This is a genomic window from Pseudomonas sp. FG13 (assembly GCF_057809755.1).
Genome location: NZ_JBMDKO010000001.1, coordinates 19,423 through 33,518, shown reverse-complemented (window position 1 = coordinate 33,518; position 14,096 = coordinate 19,423). Strand labels below are relative to the sequence as shown.

The 14,096-nt window shown below is 63.8% G+C and carries 11 protein-coding genes; 1 reads left to right on the top strand and 10 read right to left on the bottom strand.

What is annotated here, in order from left to right:
* Window positions 1–53: 53 nt before the first annotated feature.
* The 7 genes from ACODTO_RS00155 to ACODTO_RS00125 form a co-directional block, all read right to left on the bottom strand.
* Complete coding sequence (locus ACODTO_RS00155; RefSeq protein WP_139641933.1) at window positions 54–323, bottom strand: hypothetical protein; 270 nt, start codon at window positions 321–323, stop codon at window positions 54–56.
* A gap of 95 nt (window positions 324–418) precedes the next feature.
* Complete coding sequence (locus tag ACODTO_RS00150) at window positions 419–2,530, bottom strand: ATP-binding protein (protein WP_139641931.1); 2,112 nt, start codon at window positions 2,528–2,530, stop codon at window positions 419–421.
* Window positions 2,531–2,827: 297 nt separating this feature from the next.
* Window positions 2,828–5,926: an error-prone DNA polymerase gene (locus tag ACODTO_RS00145; RefSeq protein WP_489105805.1), complete on the bottom strand. Its 3,099-nt coding sequence runs from the start codon at window positions 5,924–5,926 to the stop codon at window positions 2,828–2,830.
* Complete coding sequence (locus ACODTO_RS00140) at window positions 5,902–7,323, bottom strand: Y-family DNA polymerase (protein ID WP_489105804.1); 1,422 nt, start codon at window positions 7,321–7,323, stop codon at window positions 5,902–5,904. The genes ACODTO_RS00145 and ACODTO_RS00140 overlap by 25 nt, the downstream gene beginning before the upstream one ends.
* A gap of 7 nt (window positions 7,324–7,330) precedes the next feature.
* Window positions 7,331–7,960 (bottom strand): translesion DNA synthesis-associated protein ImuA, encoded by a 630-nt coding sequence (gene imuA / locus ACODTO_RS00135; RefSeq protein WP_489105803.1) that lies wholly within the window; start codon window positions 7,958–7,960, stop codon window positions 7,331–7,333.
* Window positions 7,960–8,577 (bottom strand): transcriptional repressor LexA, encoded by a 618-nt coding sequence (gene lexA, locus ACODTO_RS00130; protein WP_139641922.1) that lies wholly within the window; start codon window positions 8,575–8,577, stop codon window positions 7,960–7,962. Before lexA ends, imuA begins: the two co-directional genes overlap by 1 nt.
* A 120-nt stretch (window positions 8,578–8,697) precedes the next feature.
* Entirely contained in the window at window positions 8,698–9,735 is a 1,038-nt protein-coding gene (locus ACODTO_RS00125) for an AraC family transcriptional regulator (protein ID WP_139641920.1), read from the bottom strand.
* Between the two features lie 206 nt (window positions 9,736–9,941).
* On the opposite strand from ACODTO_RS00125, the gene ACODTO_RS00120 reads away from it, so the two are divergent.
* Complete coding sequence (locus ACODTO_RS00120; RefSeq protein ID WP_139641919.1) at window positions 9,942–10,886, top strand: SphA family protein; 945 nt, start codon at window positions 9,942–9,944, stop codon at window positions 10,884–10,886.
* Between the two features lie 134 nt (window positions 10,887–11,020).
* Here ACODTO_RS00120 and ACODTO_RS00115 read toward each other — a convergent pair whose 3' ends face one another.
* From ACODTO_RS00115 to ACODTO_RS00105, 3 genes are all read right to left on the bottom strand, one after another.
* Window positions 11,021–12,229 (bottom strand): DSD1 family PLP-dependent enzyme, encoded by a 1,209-nt coding sequence (locus tag ACODTO_RS00115; protein ID WP_176562979.1) that lies wholly within the window; start codon window positions 12,227–12,229, stop codon window positions 11,021–11,023.
* 74 nt (window positions 12,230–12,303) lie between these two features.
* Window positions 12,304–13,632, bottom strand: coding sequence for a D-arabinono-1,4-lactone oxidase (locus ACODTO_RS00110; protein ID WP_464711911.1), 1,329 nt, complete (start codon window positions 13,630–13,632; stop codon window positions 12,304–12,306).
* A 73-nt stretch (window positions 13,633–13,705) separates the two neighbouring features.
* Window positions 13,706–14,077 carry a c-type cytochrome gene (locus tag ACODTO_RS00105; RefSeq protein ID WP_139641913.1) on the bottom strand — a complete coding sequence of 124 codons (372 nt, stop codon included), beginning with the start codon at window positions 14,075–14,077 and terminating at the stop codon, window positions 13,706–13,708.
* Window positions 14,078–14,096 lie beyond the last annotated feature (19 nt).

Here is a 14,096-nt window from a genome sequence, read left to right as displayed (position 1 = left end):
TGTACTCAAAGGCTCGTCCTCCCAGGAGGACGAGCCTTTTTTGCGCAGATCGGTCAACCGCCGTCGGTGTCGATATCGGCGTCAGTATCATCGCCGGATTTCGGCCGGTCAGGATCGGGCTTGAAACCCGGGCTGAAGGTGTTGTCGTTTTCCTGGTGATGTCTTTTCTGATCGACCTCCTCGGCAGCGCTCTGGGCCTGGTCCGATCCAGCCGGGCTGACCGGCTTGGCATCGGGCAGTTGGGGATCGATGGCCGGGTCGTTGCGGGGTGACGGGTTCTGCGTCTGACCTTGTTGCGCCGTGTTTGCACGATCGTCGTTCATGGGCACCTCTTCATGACAGAGGCCGGTTGATGACCGGCCTTGATCATTCGAAGGGAACGCAACGGCTTCGGTTCCATTTGTTTGCGGTGGTGCGATCAGCCGCCAAGCACCGACCGGACCATACGGGTCAACGCGTCCGGCCCATAGGGCTTGCTCAGCAGATGGGTATCGGGACTCAGTTGATGGTTGCGGGAAATGATGTCCCGTGTGTGACCTGACGTGAACAGTACCGGCACCGGCGGCGTCTGCACCTTGGCCCAGGCCGCCAGGTCGGAACTCTTGATCAGGCCGGGCATGACCACGTCGGTGAAAATCAGGTCCACCTTGACGCCTTCGAGCAACAGCTTCATGGCCGCGTCGGCATTGGCGGCGGTGAGGGTTCGATAGCCGGACTGCTCGAGCAACTCCACCGATGCACTGCGCACCGCATCGTTGTCCTCCACCACCAGGATCGTCTCATGCCTGCCGGGTTGCGGCGTGTAGTCGTGGATCTGTTCACCGGCTTCAGGCTGATAGCTGCGAGGAAAGTACATCTGCGCCCGCGTGCCCTTGCCCATGTCGCTGGCGATCTCGATATGCCCGCCGCTCTGCTTGACGAACCCGAACACCATGCTCAGGCCCAAGCCGGTGCCCTGGCCATCGGTCTTGGTGGTGAAGAACGGCTCGAATACCTGTTTGAGAATATCGGGCGGCATGCCTGTGCCACTGTCGATGACCGACAACCGCACATACTCGCCCGCCGGGATGCCTTTGCCGGCACAGGACGCTTCGTCGAGCACGATGTTCTCGCCCAGTATCTGGATGGTGCCATCGCCGCCCATGGCATCGCGGGCATTGATCGCCAGATTCAGCAGGGCATTTTCCAACTGGTTGCGATCCACATGGATGCACCAGGGCTCGTCGGGCAGGGTCACATCGATCCGGATGGTCTCGCCCAAGGCCCGTTGCAGCAATTCCTCCAGGTCGTCGTAGATGCGCCGGGGGTTGTAAACCGCCGGTGACAGCGGCTGGCGACGGGCGAAGGCCAGCAGTTGCGATGACAGCTTGGCGCCCCGCTCCACCGCCTCGATGGAGGCACTGATCCTGCGCTGCACATTGGCATTGTCCGGCTCGTGACGTGCCAGCAAGTGCAGGTTGCCAGCGATCACTTGCAGCAGGTTGTTGAAGTCATGGGCGACGCCGCCGGTGAGTCCGCCAATGGCCTCGAGCTTCTGCGACTGGCGCAACTGCTCTTCGGCCGCCAGCCGCGCCTGGACCTCATCGGCAACCCGCTGCTCCAGGTCACGGGTAAACCTGAGCAACGACGCTTCGGCGATCTTGCGTTCGTTGATGTCAATCAGCACACCGGGGAAACGCAGGGGCTTGCCCAACGCATCGAACTCGCATCGACCGCTGGCCTGCACCCACAGGTCATCGCCCTCGGGGCGTCGCACCCGGTATTCGGCATTGAAGGTCGAACCGGTGCGCAAGGTCAGGTCAATGCGCTGATTGACCTCGTCAAGGTCATCGGGATGAATACGCTGGCGGGCAATCTCGATGGGCAACGCCTCCAGCGGCGTGTCTGGCGGGTAGTCGAACGTGCGGGCGAAACGCTCGTCCCCGGACAGCGTGTCGGCCTGGACATCCCAGACAAAAGAGCCCAGCAGCGGCCCGGCCGAAAGGGCCAGCTGGATGCGTTCATTGACGGCGCGATAGCTGCGCTCCGCTGCCTGGCGAGCCCGCTCGGACAGGACCAGCTCGGTGGTTTCCACGACAATCGCCAGCACGCCGGCCGGTGCCTGGTCATCGTCGGGTACCGGGCTGTAGAAAAGGTCCATCCACACATCTTCGGGCTTGCCATCACGCAACAGGACCAGTTCCTTGCTGCGATAGGACAACGTGCCCCCGGCCAGGCATACGTCCAGCACGTGACGATTGAACTCGGCCACTTCCGGCCAACCCAGCTCCACCGCGCATCCCAGCAGATAGGGATGGCGCCCGCCGGCGAACTCGGCGTAGGCATCGTTGTAGATCATGAAGCCCTGGCGGCCCCATAACATGACCATCGGCAACGGCGAAGCCAACAATATTTGAACAGCGCTGCGCAGGCTGGCAGACCAATGTTCGATAGGGCCCAGTTCAGTCTGGCGCCAATCATATGCCCGGATACGCCGGGCCATTTCACCGTCCCACCCGGGACATCCGTGAGGCTGGGATAAGAACTGCATGGGCGACTCTGAACCTCGAATGGCTGCTGGGAATCGACAATCGCGAGCCCCTTGTGCTCAGACCTTCGAGCGCGAGGTTGGCATTTGGTTTCATGGGCAAGTCACGAAGCCGTCCACCGGTCCCGGCCCCAAACAAGGTCTGTGGCGAGGGGATTTAGCGAAACGTCGCACCGCCCCGCTGGGCTGCGCAGCAGCCCCCTCAACCGTCTGGCGCACCGCATGCTCAGATTTGGGGCGCTTCGCGCCCCAGCGGGGATAAATCCCCTCGCCACAGGTTGCTGTGATGCGACAGCCGTGTCAGCGGAAATCGCGGCTTTGCACGTGAATGCCCGCCAGCAATTCAGTCAGGTCGCTCAGGCGCCCGGCGATCAGGTGGCGGACTTCGCCGACGCTTTCCCAGCGCCCGTCGACCCGCAGCAATTGCGAGCCCACCAGGACTTTGTGTTGGCGCTCCGCCAGGTCGCGCCAGACCACCACATTGAGATTGCCGAATTCATCTTCCAGGGTGACGAAGGTCACCCCACTGGCCGTGCCGGGGCGCTGGCGACCGGTGACCAGGCCGGCGACGCTGACGTTGCGGCCATGCTCCACCTCCTGCAACTCCCGGGAGCTGCGACAGTGTCGGGCGCGCAGTTCTGGGCGCAGCAAGGCCAGCGGATGCGGGCCCAGTGTTGTGCCGAGGGTGGCGTAGTCGGCGAACAGGTCCTCCCCCAGCGAAGGCTTGGGCAGGTGCACCGGCGGTTCTTCCTGACTGGGCAAACCGGCAAACAGACCCAATTGCTTTTGCACGCCAGCCACTTCCCAACGCGCACGATGGCGATCACCGACCAGGCCACGCAAGGCACCGGCGTCGGCCAATTGCGCCTGGGCCCGAGCATCGAGTTGCGCACGCTCGCCCAGGTCGGCCACGTCACTGAACGCCCGCTGCCGACGGGCCGCTTCGATACGCCGGGCATCGTCTTCACGAAAACCCTTGATCAGGCGCAAGCCCATGCGAATCGCCGGTTGCCGCCCCTCCAAGGGTTCGAGACTGCAATCCCAATCACTGGCGCGCACGTCCACCGGACGGATCTGCAATTGATGCCGGCGGGCATCCTGCAGAATCTGGTCCGGACTGTAGAACCCCATAGGCCAGCTGTTGATCAGGGCGCAGGCGAAGGCTGCCGGCTCGTGGCATTTGAGCCAACTGCTGGCGTAGGTCAGCAAGGCGAAACTGGCGGCGTGGGACTCCGGGAAACCGTAGTTGCCGAAGCCCTTGATCTGCTCGAAGATCTGCGCGGCGAATTCGGGGGTGTAGCCGTTGCGCTCCATCCCCTCTGCCAGGCGCTCGCGATGCGGTTCAAGCCCGCCGTGACGTTTCCAGGCGGCCATGGAACGGCGCAACTGGTCCGCTTCGCCGGGGGTATAGTCGGCCGCCACAATGGCGATCTGCATGACCTGCTCCTGGAACAATGGAATCCCCAGGGTACGCCCGAGCACTGTCTTCAATTTTTCCGAAGGATAGGTGACTTCCTCCTCGCCATTTCGCCGCTTCAGGTACGGATGCACCATGCCGCCCTGGATTGGCCCCGGCCGCACGATCGCCACTTCGATCACCAGGTCGTAGAAATCCTTGGGCCTGAGCCGGGGCAACATCGCCATCTGCGCCCGTGATTCAATCTGGAACACCCCGATGGTGTCCGCACGGCTGATCATCTCGAAGGTGGCGGCATCTTCACGGGGCAAACCCGCCAAGGTGTATCGCTGCCCGCGGTAGTGCGCGATCAGGTCGAAACATCGGCGGATCGCGCTGAGCATGCCCAAAGCGAGGATATCCACCTTGAGCAGCCCGACCGCATCCAGATCGTCCTTGTCCCACTGGATGATAGTGCGCTCGGCCATGGCGGCGTTTTCCACCGGCACCAGGGTGTCCAGGGGCTGCTGGGAAATCACGAAGCCGCCGGGGTGCTGGGACAGGTGTCGGGGAAAGCCGATCAGTTGCTGGGTCAGGCCCAGCACCCGGCGCAAGATCGGACTGTCCGGGTCGAAACCACCCTCGCGCAGACGCTCCACGGGGGGCGCCTCGTCGCTCCAGCGACCGCAACAGTCGGCCAATGCGTTGACCTGATCCGGCGGCAAGCCCAGGGCCTTGGCGACGTCCCGCACCGCCCCGGCACCGTGGTAACTGCTGACCACCGCCGTCAGCGCCGCGCGATGGCGACCGTAGCGCTGGAAGACGTATTGCAGCACCTCTTCGCGGCGCTCATGTTCAAAATCCACGTCGATGTCCGGCGGCTCGTTGCGCTCTCGGGACAGGAACCGCTCGAACAACAAGTTGGTTCGGCTCGGGTCGATTTCGGTAATGCCCAGGGCATAACACACCGCCGAGTTGGCCGCCGACCCACGCCCCTGGCAAAGGATGTTGCGCTGGCGGGCAAAGCTGACGATGTCCTGCACAGTGAGGAAATAGCTGTCGTAGCCCAGCTCGGCAATCAGCTCCAACTCGATGTCTATCTGTCGCCGAATCCGATCCTCCACACCGTTCTTCCAGCGCTCGCGCAGGCCCCGTTCGGTCAGTTCCCGCAACCACGACGTCGGATCATGCCCCTCGGGCACCAGCTCCCGAGGGTATTCATAGCGCAACTGATCCAGATCGAAGGTGCAACGCCGGGCGATCGCCAGGGTTTCATCGAGCAACCGGCGGGGATAGAGATCGGCCAGATCCTTACGGCTGCGCAGATGGCGCTCGCCGTTGGGATGCAGGCGCTGGCCGGCCTCGGCCACCGTGACGTGATGCCGGATGGCGGTCATGGTGTCCTGCAAGGCGCGGCGGCCGCGCACATGCATGTGTACATCGCCGGTGGCGACGGCAGGCAGTGCCAGGCGGTCCGCCAGTGCCAGCAAGTCGGCCAGGCGACGCCGGTCGTCCTGTCCGCAATGCAACTGGACCGACAGCCACAGGCGCCCGGCGAAGACCGACTGAAGCCAGCGGCCCTGCTCCTCGACGTCGTTGCCATCGGGTACCCACAGTGCCAACAACCCCGGCCAGGGATCGTCGAAGTCTTCCCGCACGATGCGATAACGGCCCTTCTCGCTGCGTCGGCGGGCGCGGGTGATCAAACGGCACAGAGCTTGATAGCCTTCGAGATTTTCCACCAGCAGCACCAGCTTCGGACCGTTCTCGATCCGGATCTCACTGCCGACGATCAATGGCAGGCTCAATTCCTTGGCCGCTTGCCAGGCCCGAACGATACCGGCCAACGTGCACTCGTCGGTGATCGCCAGGGCCCGATAGCCTTGCTGGCTGGCCCGGCGACACAGTTCCAATGCACTGGAAGCGCCACGCTGGAAACTGAAATTCGACAGGCAATGCAGCTCGGCGTAGTCGACGTTCATGCGAACCAACCCTGCAACCACAACGGACCGCCCTCGCCCACCGGTCGATAGGCCCAGCCCCGTTGCCCCCCACGGGTTTCGACCAGGTAGTAATCGCGGCGCACGTCGGCGCCGTCCCACCAGCCGGTCTCGATGCGTTCCGGGCCCATGAGAACGCGCGCCTGGCCTTCCGGCAACGCCTGGGGTTCGTTCAGCAGCCAGCCGGGACGCTGCACGCCACTGCGCACCGTACATACCTGAGGCCGGGGTTGAGGTGTCATCTGCCAGGCGCACTCAGGCCGATGGTCGTCGCGAAACCCCAGGCCCTGCACCGCCTCGTCCCCCAACCGTGCGCGCAACCGCTCCCGCAGTTGCTCCCAAGGCAAGGACTGCTGGGGACGCTCATCGAACAGCTCCAGGCGCTGGGGCACGAAGCTCGGCAGGTCCTCGGCGCACAAGCGAAAGCCACGCACTGGCGCCTCGACCTGCACCTGTTCCAAACGGCCACGGGCCAGTTCGAAGAGCATAGAGGGGTCCCGCTCGGCACTGAGCAGGCCGACCTTGATGATCGTGTCCGGCAATCCGGCGTGTTCCAGGTGCAGGTCAAAACGCTGCACACCACTGTCACGGCCGCACAGGAAGGCCGACAGGTCACCGGTCAACCGGCGTAACGGGAACAGCAGCGCCTGATGGGATTGGACGTCGTAGTTGAGTTCGATGCGCACATCGAAACGGTCCGGCGGCAGGTAGAACGACAGCGCCAGGGTGCGACTGCCAACCAATGCGTCGAGGTGCTTGAGGACCTGGGCTTCGAAGCGCCGTGCCAGCGTGTGCCGGGGCAAGGCCTGGACCTGTTCCAGGCAGCGCAGCCCCATGCGCGACAACGCCGTGGCGACGTCGGCGGGTAGGCCGATCCGATCCACCGGCATTTGCCCCAGGCGTTGTTGCAGGCTATCGGCATCCGGTACCACCAGGGCATCATGGGCATTGGCAAGCACCCGCGCCGCCACCGGGTTCGGGGCCGCGACGATGCGATGACGGAAGCCCAATTCCGTCAGTTCGGCCCGCAGCCGTGCCTCGAAGACCGGCCAGGGCCCGAACAGGCCCAGGCTCGACTCGATCTCGAACAGCAGCGTGCGCGGGTAATGCACGCTGACTTGGGAACTGAACCGGTAAGCCCAGGCCGCCAGGAACTGTTGCCAGTGCTCAATCTGCGCGGCGTCGTATTCGGCGGTGGCAAAGCCTTTGCTCAGGGCCTGGGCGGCGGTCATGGTCTGGCCGGGGCGCAGGCCCAGGGCCCGGGCGGACTCGTTGACCGCTTGCAGCACCCGACGCTGGGCCGGGCCGGTCAACAGCGCAAGGGGCTCCTCGGGATCGGGGCGCTGACGCAGCGCGGCGTCCAGCGCCAATTGCGGAAAGAGAATGCAGACCCAGCGCATCGCAACCTCAATGCCCTGTTGGCGTGGCGTGAGCAAAGGCAATCGGTGCCGAACGGACCAACCCGCCGCGGCATTTAAGCACCCGCAACTGCCCGGGCCCGGCATCGATGGCAATGCGCAGGGCCGCCGGCGACGGATTGATGGCTTCCTGGATCGGGCGCCAGGCGAATGCCAGGGTCTGGCCGGTTTCCGCGGCCACTTGCAGGCGGCGCAAGGCACGATCGTCCGCCTGGCGAGGCCAGCACAGGACCGCCCCGCAACTGCCCGAACGCAGGCATTGTTCAACGGCCCACAGGGCATCGCGCTCATCGGCCCGGATCACCGACAGTTGGCTCAGGTCCACCCCGGCGCTCTGCCAGGCCTGGGGATAGGGCACGAACGGCGGTGCCACCAGCACGATCCGCTCCCCCTGCGCAGACAGTCGCGCCAGGGTCGGCCACACCAGTTGCAACTCACCCAGGCCCGGCGCGGCAAGAAGGATTTCCGTCAGCGCCGCTTCCGGCCAGCCACCACTGGGCAACGCCGCGTCCAGTGCGGCATGGCCGGTGGGTTGCGGGCTGGCAGCCGGAGGTGCAGGCCGGCCTTTCCAGACCTGGCCGCCATTGAACAGCGTGTCCAGCGCTACGACCGCGCCCATCAGCCTTGCCTCAACAGGCCACAGAACACCCCTTCTATCGCCAGGTCCTGGTCGGCCTCGACGATGATCGGCTGATAGGCCGGATTGCGTGGCAGCAAGCGCACCCGCTCGCCGATTTGTTCGAAACGCTTGATGGTGACTTCACCATCGAGCCGCGCCACCACGATCTGTCCGTTCGCGGCCTGGGGCGTGCGCTGGACCCCCACCAGGTCACCGTCGAGGATGCCGTCGCCGATCATCGAGTCGCCCTGGACCCGCAACAGGTAATCCGGCGCCCTGGTGAAAATCGCCGGGTCCAGCATCAGACGATCGTGGACCTCGGCATCGGCGCCGATCGGCCGGCCGGCGGCCACACGCCCCAGCACCGGCACATCCAGCAGCTCGGGACGCGGCGGCTGATTCAGCAAGCGGATGCCCCGGGCCTGGTGCGGATTGACTTCGATAAAACCGGCCTCGGTCAACGCCAGCACATGCTTGCGCGCCACGCTGCGGGAGGCGAAACCGAACGCCTCGCTGATTTCAGCAAGGCTGGGAGGCTGACCCTGCTCGGCGATGCGTTCGCGGATGAAGGTCAGGATGGCGGTGCGGCGAGGGGTAAGAGTCGTCATGGAGTACATTTGTACTCCTGTCGGTTTTTTCTGACAAGCACCACCAGTCAGTTCACAGCCATGCACATCCCTGTGGGAGCGGGCTTGCTCGCGAAAGCGGTGGATCAGCTGATATTGATGATCTGGCGGCTAGCTCTCGGCCCCCTCGCTGCGAAACGCGCTAGGGCTCATCCCGGTCCAGCGCCGGAAGGCCCGGCGGAAACTGCGTACATCGCTGTAGCCGACCTCTTCGGTGATCCGCTCGATGGACAGCTCGGGGTTGGCCAGCAGGCTCAGCGTCCGGCCACGGCGCACCTGTTCGAGCAAGGCTTCGAACGTCAGGTTGTGCTCGGTCAGGCGCCGTCGCAGGGTCCGGCTGCTCATATTCAGATCACCGGCAACTTTCTCGATGTGGCTGCCCCGGGTCAGGTCCCGGGCAATCGCCCGCTCCACCGCCTGGATCAGGTCGATCTTCTGATGAACCTCGGCCGCTTCCTGGTCCAGCAAGGCCAATGCCTGACGCAGGGCCAGCGGGTGATGATTGGGCAAGCGCACGTCCAACCAGCGGATATCGATCAGCATGCGATTGTATCGGCAACCGAAGCGCACCTCCGGCCCGAGGATCCGCTGGTACTCCGGGGCATAGGACGGCGCCGCGTGCATGAACTCCACGGCCTGGGGCTTGAAATCCGGGCCCGCCAGCGCCCGGCCATACACCATCAGGCTGGCGAAGAACTCTTCGACCGCAAACACCTGGACCTCGGCGAAGGGCAGGCGGCAGGTTGCGTCGACCATGATCCGGTCGGCGGCCTCTTCGACACTGGTCACGGCGATGCCACCGGTGGTGTGCTGATAACGAATCCCCAGTGCGAAGGCATCGCGCAGGGTTTCGCACAGTGACAACACATGCCCCAGCAGGCCCAGGGTGCCGAGTACATTGCGATCGCCGACCCACAACCCCAGGCCCTGATCCGGCAACAGCTTGAGTGCCCGTTGGATCATGACCACGGCCTGGCGATGGGAAATGCGCTGGGCGGGATCCTGCAAATCATCGAGGCCGAACCCGAGGCCGCGACACAGGCTGGCGGCATCGAAACCCTTGTCCGCCACGACTTCAGCCAGAGTCTGCAGCAGGAATGGCGAGACCAGCGCCAGCTCATAGGTGGGGTCGATGACTTTCATCTGCATGGCGGGTTCCGGGGCACGTTAGGTGGCGTTTTTGTAACCGGTTGTTTCATAAACGTTAGCATGCCCACATGGGAAGAGGGACGCTAAATCTGGCCGCTCAAGCCCCCCTGTATGGCCGCCAATACCCTGCCCTGCCAGCTGCGAACGGCTTATTTGTATGGCTCGGACCTTCGGTGTACCTCCAACAATAATAATGAGCGCCTCACATGAACCCGATCCGCACGACATTCGCCTTGCAAATGACCCTGGGCCTGGCCTGCAGCTGCGCGCTGCCCGCCCTGGCCACCGAAAACGGAGTCGACAACATCGGCCCCGGCACCGACGGCTTCTTCGTGTTGCCGCTGGAGGTCGACAGCCTTCCGGACAACATGGTCGCGTTCAACCTCTACTACAACCATTACAAAGCCCGGACATTCAACATCAGTTCGCTGGGCGGCAAGGTGCCGGGGGTCGAAATCGAGTCCACTGCCGTGATCCCGCGCATCGATTACCTGAGTCCGCTGCGGTTCGCCGGTGGGCGACTGGGGATCTATGTCGCCCAGCCCTGGATCAAGCAGGAGGTCGCGCTGTTCGGCATGAGCGACACCCGCGAAGGCATGGGCGATACCACCATTTCCCCCATCGTGCTCTGGGACATGGGCAAGAACCTGACCCTGGCCGCGGCCGTGGAAATCACCGTGCCCACCGGCGAATACAGTTCCGATCGACTGGCCAACACCAGCAATAATTTCTACACCTACAAACCGCTGTTTTCCTTCACCTGGCTGCCCACGGAAAACACCGAGGTGTCGATGAAAACCACCTACAGCTTCAACCAGAAGAACAAGGACACCGACTACCGCTCGGGGCAGATTTTTCATTTCGATTATTCCGCCAGCTACCGGCTGACCGACAACCTGAGGGTGGGGCTCAACGGCTACTACCTCAAGCAGACCACCGACGACAAACAGTTCGGTCGCACCGTGCAATTCGCCGGTCAGGATGTGGACGATGGCGTGCGCGGCCAGGTCTTCGCCATCGGCCCGGCGCTGTACCTGACCTTCCTCAAGTACGCCAGCGCCGAGGTTCGCTGGGCCAAGGAATTCGACGTGGAGAACCGCCCCGAAGGCGAAATGCTCTGGGCGAAGCTGAGTATTCCGTTTGAGCTATAAGCGCCTCTTCTGATTGTTCCCACGCTCTGCGTGGGAATACAGCCAGGGACGCTCCGCGTCCCGAAGAGCCGAACGCAGAGCGTCCGTTGAGGCATTCCCACGCAGAGCGCGGGAACGATCACTGCCACACTGGATCAACCATAGACCGGCCACGTCTCGACAATCCGCCCCCCCCGCACCGCCAGCAGATCACCGAACTGCAGCAGCACCGACTCGACCTGGGTCGGCCTCAGGAACACCTGGTCCTCCACCGCCAGCCCCACCGCCTCGGAGCCATTGGCCATTTCCTGGTTGGAACTGCGGCCATAGAGACTGTTGCTCTTCAGACCGGGAGGGGATTCGAAATCGGCCATCCAGTTGCCACCGTAGAGGAAGAAGGTCTCGCGCTGGTTCACGTCCCACCAGGAAAAGATCCGCGACTTGTCGTCCAGCGCCGGAAGGTTCACCGCGCCGGTGCGCTTGAGCACCGGGGTCGCAATGTAGGCCGCCGGCACATGCTCGCTCAAGGAGGGCAGGTCGTAATGACTGGGTTTGAGCATGGCCGTGCCCACCGACACTTCGCTACTGAGGCGTTCCTGTTCATGCAGGCGATAGCTGGGGCTGCCCGCGGTATTGAGGGTCAGGCCCGGGTGCCACAGGTCGGGGTAGCGCAACCGGAGGAAATCCACCCGCGTGGTGTAGGTCGCCATGACCCGCGCCAACAGCGTTTCAGGGCTCGCCAACAGTTCCGGCACGCCCATGCCTACGAATGGGTCATAGCCCATGAACCCGGCGAACTCCAATTGCGCCGGATGGGCACGAATCAGCTTGAGCATCGCGTCCAGGCTCGCGTCATCGGCCACCCCGCCCCGGTGCAGGCCGACGTCCAGTTCGATATTGACCCGCATGCGCGTGCCCAGCCCTTGGGCCAGGGCCTGGTATTGCTGGACGCGCTCGGGCGTATCCAGCAGCCACTGCAACTGGCGGGACGGGTCGAACGGGCCTTTGTGAAGCTGATAGAACAGCTCCGCGGAACGCACCGGCAGCGGCTTGCCCAGCAAGATATCGGCATCGGGAAACTGCAGCGCGTCGTGGTTGAGAAACGGCTGGTGAAACGACATCAACCGCCGGGTCTCGGCCCGCTCGCCGATGTACTTCAGCAATTGAGGCGAAGGCAGAGACTTCTCCACCAGCCGCAACTGCTTGCCCGCGCGCCGGACCGAAGCCTTCACCACATCGATATTGTGATCGAGGCGATCCAGGTCGATCAGCATCACCGGACGCATGGGGCCATGGGCCTTGAGCTCGCGGTTCAACTGACGGAAATAATCACTGTACGGCCCGCCCCGGTCATCCGGCCGCAGCCAGGTCCCGGCACCGGCCAGCAATATCCCGGCGCCCAACGTTCCCTTCAGCAAACCACGACGATTGAAAGCCATCAGCTCACCCCCAGGATCGTTGAAAGATGCCCATTTAGAAACTTCCCAGCGGGATCCAGGGCCTGACGCACCTGAATGAATTCGTTCCAGCGCGGGTACAGCGCCTGGAGCGCCCTGGCGTTAAGGGAATGCAATTTCCCCCAGTGCGGTCGGCCCTGGTATTTCCAGAAAATCGGCTCGATGGCGGCGAAGAAATTGTGATGATCCATCTGGTAATGCTGGTGGACGGAGATCGAACAACTGTCCCGTCCTTCGAACATGCTCAAGGGGATGTCGTCAGCCTTCACGTAGCGGTATTCGATGGGAAACCAGGTCCGCAGGTCCTTGTCGCGAATCAGCGCGAGGATCTCCCGCAGACACGCCGGTCCATGCTCGGCCGGTACTGAATACTCCATTTCATTGAAACGTACAGTGCGGGCATTGGCGTAGATGTCATGGGAATCACCGACCCGGTCGTCGAAGTCGGCCATCAGTCGCAGGCTGTTGAGCAACGATCGGCGGATCGCCGGAAAGTCGCTGCCGTACTTGTCGAGCTTCTCGATCAGGGTGACGAACTCGTTGCCGCCCTCCTCCTCGGGACTGATGGGCGGCGTGGCCGGATCGGTGGTTTCGTTCAGGGTGATCGACAGCGCATAGTCGGAGTGGGTAACCACCTGCATTTCCCAGTGCTGGTTATCCCGGGTATTGGCGTCCACCTCTTCCAGCAACTCTTCGGTTTTCGCCACCCATTGGCGCTCGCGCAACCGATAGGCAGCGCGGTTCTGCAAGCGCACACGGGTCACCAACCCCAGCGCTCCGAGCGACACACGTCCCGCCTTGAACACCTCGGGGTGACGCTTGGCATCGCAATCGAATACCTCGCCGCTGGCCGTCACCAGTTGCAGGCCGACGACCTGGGAGGCATACGAGCCGAAGGCCTTGCCGGTACCATGGGTCGAGGTAGCGATGGCGCCGGCCAGAGTCTGATAATCCACGTCGGCCATGTTCGGCAACGCCTGGCCGATGGCCTTGAGCGCCGGGCCCATGCGCGACATCGGTGTACCGCCGCCGAACTCGGCTTGCAGACTGGCTGCGTCATGCTCCAGCAGGCCGCTGAAAAAACTCAGGGACAACAGAGTTCCATCGGTGGGCACCAGGGCACTGAAGGAATGACCGGAGCCCACCGGACGGATCCGCCCATCGGCGCGGATCACCACTTGCACCAGTTCATCGAGGTCCTTGGGCGCCAGCCGCGCGGCAGGCAGGCAACTCTGTGCACCGGACCAGTTGCGCCATGGGATCAATCGTGGCGCGCGCATCAGGTCGGCCAGGGCGCCCTGGCTGCCCATCGCCGTGAAGGCGGCAACCACACCGGCCCGCTGCAGCCATTGGCGTCGTGAGTAGTCCATCGTCATGCCCCTGCTATTGGAATTGTTGGCCGGACATGAAGGCGATCAACGCCAGGAACTGCTCTTCGGAACAGTGCATGCACATGCCCATCGGCGGCATGCCGTTGTAGCCGTTGATCGCGTGGTCCAGCAGGGTATCGGCGCCCTGGGCCACCCGCGGCGCCCAGGCATTGACGTCGCCGGTCAGGGGCGCACCGGCGCCGGGGTTGGCATGGCAGAGCTTGCAACTGCTGTCGTAGACCTGGGCCAGCGCCGCATCGGCGGGCATGGCGTTGACGGCCGCGGGCGCAGGCGGCTTGGCCTCTTCGCCGCATCCGGCGAGCAGCGCGCCAAGCAGCGTGAGGGTCGCGGTTTGAAGCAGGACAGAAGGAAAAGTTGCCGACATAAAGCCCCTCTCGGCGGCG

Coding starts and splice junctions, on each gene's coding strand:
- ACODTO_RS00155 (WP_139641933.1), bottom strand. CDS start 323: ATGAACGACGATCGTGCAAACACGGCGCAACAAGGTCAGACGCAGAAC.
- ACODTO_RS00150 (WP_139641931.1), bottom strand. CDS start 2,530: ATGCAGTTCTTATCCCAGCCTCACGGATGTCCCGGGTGGGACGGTGAA.
- ACODTO_RS00140 (WP_489105804.1), bottom strand. CDS start 7,323: ATGCGCTGGGTCTGCATTCTCTTTCCGCAATTGGCGCTGGACGCCGCG.
- imuA (WP_489105803.1), bottom strand. CDS start 7,960: ATGGGCGCGGTCGTAGCGCTGGACACGCTGTTCAATGGCGGCCAGGTC.
- lexA (WP_139641922.1), bottom strand. CDS start 8,577: ATGTACTCCATGACGACTCTTACCCCTCGCCGCACCGCCATCCTGACC.
- ACODTO_RS00125 (WP_139641920.1), bottom strand. CDS start 9,735: ATGCAGATGAAAGTCATCGACCCCACCTATGAGCTGGCGCTGGTCTCG.
- ACODTO_RS00120 (WP_139641919.1), top strand. CDS start 9,942: ATGAACCCGATCCGCACGACATTCGCCTTGCAAATGACCCTGGGCCTG.
- ACODTO_RS00110 (WP_464711911.1), bottom strand. CDS start 13,632: ATGGGCAGCCAGGGCGCCCTGGCCGACCTGATGCGCGCGCCACGATTG.
- ACODTO_RS00105 (WP_139641913.1), bottom strand. CDS start 14,077: ATGTCGGCAACTTTTCCTTCTGTCCTGCTTCAAACCGCGACCCTCACG.